General features: G+C 57.4%; 9 protein-coding genes and 1 pseudogene. 7 read left to right on the top strand and 3 right to left on the bottom strand.

The window, feature by feature from the left end; all coding sequences use genetic code 11:
- Together RI518_RS07355 and RI518_RS07350 are read right to left on the bottom strand one after the other, a co-directional pair.
- Window positions 1-193 (bottom strand): annotated as a pseudogene (locus tag RI518_RS07355) (GIY-YIG nuclease family protein); the annotation flags it as partial.
- Complete coding sequence (locus RI518_RS07350) at window positions 174-500, bottom strand: nucleotide pyrophosphohydrolase (protein ID WP_310689741.1); 327 nt, start codon at window positions 498-500, stop codon at window positions 174-176. The pseudogene RI518_RS07355 and the gene RI518_RS07350, both read right to left, overlap by 20 nt.
- Before the next feature lie 405 nt (window positions 501-905).
- On the opposite strand from RI518_RS07350, the gene RI518_RS07345 reads away from it, so the two are divergent.
- Genes RI518_RS07345 through RI518_RS07325 form a run of 5 tightly spaced genes read left to right on the top strand, consistent with a single transcriptional unit; the run spans window position 906 to window position 5048 of the window.
- On the top strand, window positions 906-1400 hold the full coding sequence (locus RI518_RS07345) for a ubiquitin-conjugating enzyme E2 (protein ID WP_310689740.1): 495 nt from the start codon (window positions 906-908) through the stop codon (window positions 1398-1400).
- On the top strand, window positions 1397-2503 hold the full coding sequence (locus tag RI518_RS07340) for an FHA domain-containing protein (protein ID WP_310689739.1): 1107 nt from the start codon (window positions 1397-1399) through the stop codon (window positions 2501-2503). The genes RI518_RS07345 and RI518_RS07340 overlap by 4 nt, the downstream gene beginning before the upstream one ends.
- 1 nt (window position 2504) lies before the next feature.
- Entirely contained in the window at window positions 2505-2792 is a 288-nt protein-coding gene (locus RI518_RS07335) for an EsaB/YukD family protein (RefSeq protein WP_310689738.1), read from the top strand.
- Window positions 2779-3912, top strand: coding sequence for a ThiF family adenylyltransferase (locus RI518_RS07330; RefSeq protein ID WP_310689737.1), 1134 nt, complete (start codon window positions 2779-2781; stop codon window positions 3910-3912). The genes RI518_RS07335 and RI518_RS07330 overlap by 14 nt, the downstream gene beginning before the upstream one ends.
- Window positions 3909-5048, top strand: coding sequence for a hypothetical protein (locus RI518_RS07325; RefSeq protein ID WP_310689736.1), 1140 nt, complete (start codon window positions 3909-3911; stop codon window positions 5046-5048). Before RI518_RS07330 ends, RI518_RS07325 begins: the two co-directional genes overlap by 4 nt.
- Window positions 5049-5417: 369 nt before the next feature.
- Here the strand turns inward: RI518_RS07325 and RI518_RS07320 are convergent, their stop codons facing one another.
- Window positions 5418-5903: a hypothetical protein gene (locus RI518_RS07320; RefSeq protein ID WP_310689735.1), complete on the bottom strand. Its 486-nt coding sequence runs from the start codon at window positions 5901-5903 to the stop codon at window positions 5418-5420.
- A 502-nt stretch (window positions 5904-6405) separates the two neighbouring features.
- On the opposite strand from RI518_RS07320, the gene RI518_RS07315 reads away from it, so the two are divergent.
- Both RI518_RS07315 and RI518_RS07310 read left to right on the top strand, forming a co-directional pair.
- Window positions 6406-6750: a hypothetical protein gene (locus tag RI518_RS07315; RefSeq protein WP_310689734.1), complete on the top strand. Its 345-nt coding sequence runs from the start codon at window positions 6406-6408 to the stop codon at window positions 6748-6750.
- A partial coding sequence (locus tag RI518_RS07310; RefSeq protein WP_310689733.1) for a hypothetical protein occupies window positions 6732-9103 on the top strand: 2372 nt, incomplete at its 3' end. The genes RI518_RS07315 and RI518_RS07310, both read left to right, overlap by 19 nt.

Below are 9103 nucleotides of genomic sequence, written 5' to 3'. Positions count from 1 at the left end.
GCTGTGATTTATCGGGATTTGAGAGGTGTTGGAGTAGGCGGCTGACCGGGTTGACAGTCTCTCCCACATAGATTTTCTTGCTGTTACTGAGGGTGTACACCACAGGCCAGTTGGAATGGCGCTCATCGGCTTGTCCCCATACTTGAAGCGCTCCCCCATCAAAGGGCAGCCGTTCAATCCTGAAGCTCGTCATATTTCCTGCTCGAGCCGCGGGCTTTCTCCACCGGGTATTTTTCTTTCGTGACTTGCAGTTTTTTGGAAACTATCTCAAGCGGATCAACACCCAGTCGGTCCGAGAGAAGAAGCGCATAGGTCAGTACGTCTGCCAGTTCATCCTGAACTCGCTCCGGTTTCGCCTCAGAGTCCCACTGGAAGCACTCCAATAATTCTCCCGCTTCAATCGCAATGCTTTTGGAGAGGTTTTCTGGCGTGTGGAACTTCCCCCAGTCCCTTTCGGCCATAAAAGCACGCAATTCTGGGAGCAACGACGACAAGTCCATGCCTCCACGCTAGCCCAGAGATCATCCGCAACCGAAAGTCCTGAGGCCCTCAGATAAAACCCAGGACGAAATCCTTCTAGAGGTGAGGTGCGCGCAGGAGAACCAACCACTGCGCAGTTGTCGACTTTGATATTAATTGTTACTTTTAAACTTCACGCTGCCAAGTTCGGGGTTTTCAAATGTCAACGGATGACGATCAACCAAATTTTGTGCCGTGTGGTTTTTGCTTGGGCCCGGTGAGTGCTCTTCGGGGACCACGTTGTGGAGCGTGTGAGGCACCGCTGCATCGCGACTGTTGGGAAGAGTTCGAAGGATGCTCAAGCTTTGGTTGTGCAAACTCTCCCGACATGAAATCCAACACCCCGCAGGAGGTGATCTAAAGTGCCCAGTCCACGACTAAACAGGTTGGCGAATGACTATTCACAGCTTCGAATGCGCTTTGACGGCCACCCTTTCATCTGGATTGAGCCGGTCGGAACCCACCCACCAGAGGCGTACAACATTGTCTTCGACCTGCCGACTTTGGTACTCGACTCCTCGAATCGACCCCGAGTGTCGAACCGGACTTTTGTCTCGTTGACCCTGCCGCAGGGATACCCCAAGGAGAAACCAAAAGCGGTCTCGAATGAGCAGATTTTTCACCCTAATTTCAGCGACTACATCTGCATTGCCGATTTTTGGAGCCCCGCTCAAAGCCTTTCCGACATCGTCCTAGATATCGGCCAAATGTTGCAGTGGCAGAAATACAACATCCAGTCACCCCTCAACGCAATTGCCGCCGAATGGGCCGTCTCGCACGCGCACGAATTGCCGATTGGCTCCTTCGACATCCACACCGCATCCGCGACACCCAGCATTTCCATCCAGAGTCACGGCCCGGAGGAAGGACACCCACAATGAGTAACAGCACACCAGAAGAGGAAGGTCAGAAAAAACCTCTTCGTATTTCGGCCGAAATGATGGACAGCGCAGAGGTCAACTCGGTCGTGGACCGTCTCCAGGAAGCAAAGAAAGTCCCCCTTATTCGAGAAATCGGTGCGCCGGAAAAAACCGGGAGCTCACTCCAGGCAGTTGTCTGGCTGATTGGGGCCGGCCTCGTCGGTGGTGTCTTGACCTGGGGGGCGTGGGAATTCCTCTTTCCGCTTTTCCGCAACGACGAGGATGCCACGGCGACAAACGTCGTCGCTAGTGCGAGTACCGCGGTGTTAGTCGGGCTTCTCCTGGTGATAGGCGATGTCCTCAAAGAGGGCGCTTACTCGAAGTTCCCCCAACGCCTCGGAATTGGCATGGTCGCTGCGGTGATCCTTGGCTTGGCGTTGGGGTTTGTGGCCAACGCCCTCTACAACTCTGGTTTCGAGCAAATTTATGACGACCTGGTGGCCAGTGGGCTCTCACCGGGATCTGACGAATTCTTTGAGCAGCTTCTAAACCGCAACCAGCTCAACCGCGGCCTGGCGTGGTCGTTTATTGGCCTAGCGGCAGGTTTGACGATTGGCATTTCTGCCCTGCAATGGAGACGTGCCCTCCTCACTGGCGGTGGGGGAATTGTGGGGGGCTTTATCGGAGGCTACCTCTTCGACATTCTTCCCAGCGAAAATGTTTCCCAAATCGTGGGTCTACTCATTACCGGACTGGCGATTGGTGGGGTCATCGCGCTGACCGAAGAAGCCGCGAAGACGTCCTGGATTGAGATCACCCACGGCGGAATGGCTGGTAAACAGTTCATCCTCTACCAACGCACGATTACCCTAGGCTCCGCACCCAAAGCCGACATTACGCTGATTAAAGATGAGACAGTGCCTGGCCTTGCTGCTGTTCTCGAAAAATCAGGTTCCGGTGCGACCGTGTCGGCGACTGACCCTTCAGGAATACTTTTTGTCAACGGCGTGGAAACAACCCAGGCGTCGCTTCGAGACGGCGATTCGATCAGTATGGGCAAGACCGCACTGCGCTTCAGAGAGCGCGGTCAAAAGGCAGTCAATTCGGGAGTAGTGAGGAACTAACATGGCCGACATTTCTGTGACCATTACCGACGCCACGGGCGGTCGTCGAGACACCGTGGAGATGCCCGACGATCAGCCGGCAATTCGAGTCATTGCGGCGGTGGTCCAAGGCCTCGGAATGCCTCTGGTGGGACCAGACGGTCAACCCATGTCCTATCGGTTCCACCACGCCGAAACCCAATCTCAGGTGAGAGACGACAGCACATTACGCGATAGCGGGGTGAACAACGGCGACACGCTCAGACTTGTTCCAGAAATCACCGCAGGTTCGACCCGTGCGCGTCGCTGACACGAACGGGCGCTACCACCGACAAGAACTCATCACCTGGTGGGACCAGTCGAAATTAGCGGCATCGCGTGTTCTTGTGGTGGGCGCTGGCGCAATCGGCAATGAAGTCGCCAAAAACCTCGCCCTTGTAGGAGTGGGGCGCATTGAGGTGTGCGACATGGACGACATCGAGCACTCGAACCTGGCTCGCTGCGTGTTTTTTTCGGAAACGGATGAGGGCTCCAATAAAGCCAGCGTTCTTGCCCAGAAACTCACAGCGTTAAACCCCGAGGTGGAAAGTGTCGGCCACCCGATCGCTGTACAACGCCTCGGGGTGGGCTACGTGCGCGGCTTCGACGTGGTGATTGGTGCATTGGATAACCGAGAGGCGCGGTTGTGGGTCAACCAAGCCTGCCGAAAGTGGGGTATCGAATGGATCGACGCCGCCATCGAAGGTTTGAGAGGAATTGTCCGGATATTTGGGCCCACAGGGCCCTGCTATGCCTGCACTCTCAGCGAAGCTGACTACGCCCAGCTCAGTCACCGGCGAAGTTGTGCACTGTTAGCCCCCGAAGACATCCTTGAGGGAAAAACTCCCACAAACGCCACCACAGCGGCCATTGTGGCCGGTATTCAAGTCCAGGAAGCCATCAAAATGATGACCGGAAACGCTGACCTCGTGGGGTTGCGCGGCAAGGTCTGGAGCTACACCGGGGACACGGTGGACACGTTTATCAGCGGCTACACCGAGGACGAATACTGTCTAGCCCACGACACTTACGAGACACTCGTCGATGCCTCGAGCGCGTCTACTCTCACCGAAGCCCTCGAGGCAGCCCGCGACAGCCTTCTGGGCGACCCTACGGCGGTGGACTTCGAAGAAGACATGATCACGCTTCGAGCCTGCGCCAGCTGTGGCCAAGGCGAAGAGATCACGAAGGCGCGGTCTGCGTTTGGGCCGGGTGAGGGCCGCTGCGACTCCTGCCAAGAGGAGCGCGTGGGGGATATCCGCACCAGTGTTGACCCAGAGTCTGCGCTTCTCACCCTCAACATTGCCCACATGGGCCTGGGGGCGTTGGACGTTGTGACGGCCCGGTGGGAGTCTGAGCGGATTCATCTTCTTGTGCGAGGAGCCCAATGACGGAGCACTCCCCCACACCCTCGTTTCAGCTCGATGACGGACTAATGGTCCAGATCGAACAACACGCCTACTCCCAGCTGTCTGCTGAAGTCGGCGGGGTGTTGATGGGTACGGCCTCCCCGGAGGGAACAACCATCCACGGTTTCATTCCGGCTCTCTCGGCGTCGGCGGAGCAGGTCACACTGACGTTCACCCACGACGTGTGGGAAGAGATTTTGAGCATGGCGAGGGACCAGTTCCCCGACTACGACATCGTGGGCTGGTACCACACACACCCAACTTTTGGGATCTTTCTCTCCGAATACGATCTGTTCATCCAGCAGAACTTTTTCAACAATCCGGGCCACTTTGCCCTCGTCATTGATCCAGTACAAGGGCTCTACGGATGGTTTGCCAATACACCAGATGGCGGGGTCCAGGAGATTGTCTCGGGCCAGACCCACAGCGGTCCGAGGCGCGCAATCGATCCCGTCACGGCTGGGGTCCCCTCCGGTCGAGCAACAGTGGCAAAGCTTTGGGGCGTTGGTGTCCTGGCATTGGCCCTGGGGGCGGGCGCGGGCGCCAGTGTGACCCTCGCCCAAACTCCACCCGATGTCAGCCAGACCTTGGCGGACACTCGAGCGGTCGCCGATGCTCAAGCTCTCCTCATTTCCGACCTGCAAGTCCAGATCGGTGAGCTCTATGAGGATCGAGTGTTCACCTATGCGCCGCACGAACAAGACACTCTGATGTCAATCGCCCAGCAGTTCTACGACAACCCCCTCTCGGGTGTCCGGACGCTTCAATCGGCCAACGGAATCGGCGCCCTCGATCAGTTGCCCAGAGACACTCTGCTTGTCATTCCTGACCCGACCAGAGCGTTTTTGGCCGATCCCAGCCAACGGGAAATCACCTGGCGTCCACTTAGTCCCTATAACGTCGACACACCGGCAACTGATGACGATGGCTCAGAGAACTCAGCCGACGAATCTGAAGGAGACACCCCAGAAGAGCCTGCCGTCGGAGACGACGACAGTGAAAATCCCCCGGCGAGCCCACCCACGAGCACTGAGCAAGGCGATGACGAGCTGAATCAAGGCGTCGAAAGCCAAGAAGACGAGGGCCAGGGCGTCGAACCCGGAGGCGACTCCGAGTGATTGAACTGAAATATTGCCCCCATTGCGGGACCCCCCGACTGGGGCGATTTTGCACCGGCTGTGGCACCGATTTAGATTCATTGATTAAATCTCTCACTGCAGACGTGGCGCCACCTCCAGAAGACACCACTGATTCAACGCCCGCGGAGACCATGGTCGCCCCGCCAGAGACCCCCATCGCATCAGGCGAGATTCCCTCTAGCGCGGGGCCGAGTCACACTAGCCGAACTCGCGAGCCCCCCCGCTCAACTCCCCCGGGTTTGAGCTACCCCGCCGCTTTTGACCTGGATGACGACTGCCTTAATTGTGGAACGCCCTTGACCCAGGGGCAATGTGAGCTCTGTGTGGGCGGGTAACACGCTTGCCTGATTACTCGAATCGAATAACGCAGTTTCCGTCGGCTGGCCCGCGATCACCGCATGTCGCTCCGAAATCTTCATAGCGAGAGCCCGGATCGGAGGCAAGAAACAAATCGTCGCAGGCTTGAAAGTCCCCTCCCTCGCATTCGGCTTGGAGCAAATCGAGTTCCGGATCCGAATCCACCGAATCACTCGGTGTTTGCGCACCACCCAAGGTTTCGCAAAGGCCTGGTTTTTCCTCACCTCGCGCACCACAGGTTTCGCCGAAGCGCTCGTATTCACTGCCCTCTGGCGAAGTGGCGTAGAGCTCATCGCAGGCCGGAAAATCACCGACCTCGCATCGATCCCAGAGCGCGTCTAGTCGACTGTCGGAGCCGTATTGGCCGGGAGACGCATCAGCAGTCTCTTCGGGTGTAGACGAATCCGAAATCAGTTGGGGCCACAGCAGATAACCAGACAGCCCCACACCCCCGGCAAGAACCACGGAGCCGATCACAATCAGGGTGACTAATAAGCCCTTATTGCGCGGGCGAGGAGACTGAGGCTGGGGTGGGTACCCGGCTGATTGCGAGCCACCGACTGGATAGGTCGGCTGTGGCGGCTGAGGCTGAGCAATTGGTGGCTGTGGCGGTGGCGCTGGTGCCACTGGCTGAGTAGGGGTGGTGGGTGCTGGAGGCCTTGTATTACCGGCTACGCTTACGGGCTTGCCACAGTGCGGGCAAAAGCCAGAACCGGCAACCGATTTGCCGCAGTAACTACACTCCACGTTGATAAAACCCTTCGATTTTTTCCCAAGCCCACCCGAAGATGCTTTTCACGGGCCGGTTGCTACCAGAGGCCATAACTGAGGCCAGAGCTCACCACATTGACCGCTTTTTCAAAGCAATGCTAGTTTGAGACTGAGTTTTTATCTATTTTATTTCACTGAGGGGGTCTCTGTGACTTCGCTCCCAGGAGCCACTCCTCCACCGATGGCGCCAGACTTTGGAGACAGCGCTGTGGGTACCCCTCGCAGCGCGTCAGTGTGGCCACTTATCGTCGGCGTCATTGCTCTCGTGGCCAGTGCACTAATCGCTATTTTTTTGCAACAACTCGGAGCACAGTGGTGGTCTCTCGTGGGTTATGGCTTAACCCCACTCGTCGCGGTCCTCGCAACCGGATGGGACGCGGTCGGACAGCTTGCCGGCCAGCGAGACCCGTGGTTTGTCATACGTCCGCACCTCTCCCGGATTCTTCGCATTCTGGCGGGCCTCAGCATCGCCTTTGGAGTGGTGCACATTTGGCGAATCAGTGAGTGGCTGGCGCGAAGCGCAGTCCAGTACGGATGGCCCTTGTTCTCATGACGTCACAGCGCTTTCGAGGCCTGGCATTTGCCACTGCTGTCGCGGCAAGTATTGCCTTGTTGGCCCCGATGGTCTCGGCGCCGACTCCGGCGAGCGCGAATTCTCTCGAGGACCTCTCCGAAGTGGGCCAAGAAGCGTTCGCTGATCTCACCACATGTCTGCGCTCAGCCGACAATAAAACCATCGATGTGTTTTACCTGGTGGATGATTCGGACAGTTTGCTTAATACCGACCCCGGTGTAGTCCGAGAGGAGATTCTCTCCGACAGCGTGCTGCAGCTCGCGAGCTTCGCGGAGCAAGGAATTTCAGTGAACGTAGGTGCTGCACTGTTTTCCACCGACGTGACGCCCGTTTTTGAATGGCGATCGGTGCAATCACCGTCTGACGCGGCAGTAACCGCGGGGGATCTCAGTTCAGCAATCACGGCGTCGGCGACACGGTCAGGGAGCGTGAAGTGGACAAACTGGGAGGCTGGTCTGACCTACGCCTCAGAGCAGCTCGATGAGATTAACCCCGACGAAGCCAACTGCCAGGCGCTCATCTGGTTTACCGATGGTGGAATCCGGCTTGGACAGGACAAAACACTCTCCCTTCCTTCCCTGGCTGCCCTCTGCCACTCCGGAATTGGCGCCGACAGACTCGATCGCCGCAGTAGTGACAATCTCGGCTTAATGGCCAGTTTTCGGGAGCGAAACATTGGCGTGTTCGCGGTGCTGTTCAAAAATGAACAGGCGCTTCGCGCGCCGTCGAACAACCCTGGGCTGAGCGCGCAGGAAATCGATGAAAAGGTCGGAGATTTTCGATACTTCGCCAGCTTTATGCTCCCCCTCGTAGAGGGTTCTGGCGAAATCTATGGCGACTATACGCCGCCGGGTTTCCCCGAGGGCGAGGTGGTGGAGTGCGCCAACCTGGGGCCCGATGGGAAGGCCATTCCCGGAGAAGCAAACGGTGCATTCCTCGATGCTGAGGATCCGATTGCCCTCGCCTTCCAGTTTCTCAAACTGCAGGCTGAAATTGAAGGTGGCGACTCGAAAGAGATCGGCGATAACGGAAGTTTTCAAATTGAACAGGGCACCGCAGCATTCCGTATTCTCACCACCTCATTCGATTGGACACTCACTGGCCCGGAAGGAGCAGTTCAGATTGGCCCCGACGCCGGACCTCCGCAAGTTAATCTCAACCAACGCACAGGGGTGACTACCATCGACGTGAGCGTTGACGAGGCCACGGGAATTGGGACGTGGACTTTCTCTCCCCAAGAAGAGACGACTTTTTCCTCGCTCTACGTGTTCGCCGGCCTCACCATTGACTTAGACCGAAGTCAGGAAACCCCGATTGTGCTCGGGCGTGACAACACCTTGGCGGGACAGGTTGTTCGACAGAGTAAGTACTCGAATATGGAATTGGACCTTTCGGTATACGAGCAAAACGCAATGCGGTTGGAAATTATTGAACCCGACGGGCTCGTTGCCGTAGAGGACGTCGAGATCGAAGGGCCCGACCCCCAAACGGGCAGCTTCCGCATCGCCGGATTTAATCCCGATACCTCCCTGGGCGAGTCTCTCAACGTCCAACTGACGCTCAGCCTCGGTGGAGATTTTGAACCGATTAAATCCCGGTTCACCCTAAACGTCCTCTCTAGCGGGGCCTTTCCTCTGATCGAAAACTCGGTGATTACCCTGTCATCACTCGATGGGCCCGAGGGCGTTGCTGAGGGTGAAATGAGGGTTGTGCCCCCGGCTGATGTCGCCAGCGGAGAGTTTTGCATCGCTCATGGTCCAAAACGGGTCTCGGATTCCCAGCCACAGGCTGTCGAACCGGTGGACCGCGAAGCGCAGTGGGAATGGACCTTCAGTGCGGATCGACAAACGCGCTCGGATGACACCTTCACGTGTTTTGAAGTGCCGGCTGGCGATTCAGCCTTCATCATCAGTGTGAACGCGCGTAATCCTTTGCAAGCAGACTCCAGCGTTGAGTCGATCCACACGACGACGAGCGGAAACCTCGGGCAGGCTCCGATGTTCGACGAAGATGTCGTATTCGCTTTCGAGTCGCGGACCCAACAGAGTGCGGGGGTGTTCCTCGGAGTCTTTATTGCTCTTCTCGTGCTCGGCATTGTGTTGCCCTTGGTCCTGCTCTACTTGTTCAACCGGATTTCTTCCCGGTTCGCCTGGGCTAACGGAATGGTCAGGGCAGAGTTCCCCGTTCTCGTTTCACTCGGATTCCTCGCGTCCCTCGCCGATCGTTCATCCGGTAGCTCCCTGCGAGTCGGCCCCCAAAGCTTCCAATTCGTCGCCGACCGAAAAGACCCCCGAAGCGTCGAAGACGAACCACAGGGCTACCCCGCTGCTCG

The sequence above is a fragment of the Pontimonas sp. genome (assembly GCF_031581085.1).
GTDB lineage: Bacteria > Actinomycetota > Actinomycetes > Actinomycetales > Microbacteriaceae > Pontimonas.
Note: the sequence above shows the minus strand (reverse complement) of the source record. Positions and strands in the feature narration are given on the sequence as shown.

Coding starts and splice junctions, on each gene's coding strand:
- RI518_RS07350 (WP_310689741.1), bottom strand. CDS start 500: ATGGACTTGTCGTCGTTGCTCCCAGAATTGCGTGCTTTTATGGCCGAA.
- RI518_RS07340 (WP_310689739.1), top strand. CDS start 1,397: ATGAGTAACAGCACACCAGAAGAGGAAGGTCAGAAAAAACCTCTTCGT.
- RI518_RS07335 (WP_310689738.1), top strand. CDS start 2,505: ATGGCCGACATTTCTGTGACCATTACCGACGCCACGGGCGGTCGTCGA.
- RI518_RS07325 (WP_310689736.1), top strand. CDS start 3,909: ATGACGGAGCACTCCCCCACACCCTCGTTTCAGCTCGATGACGGACTA.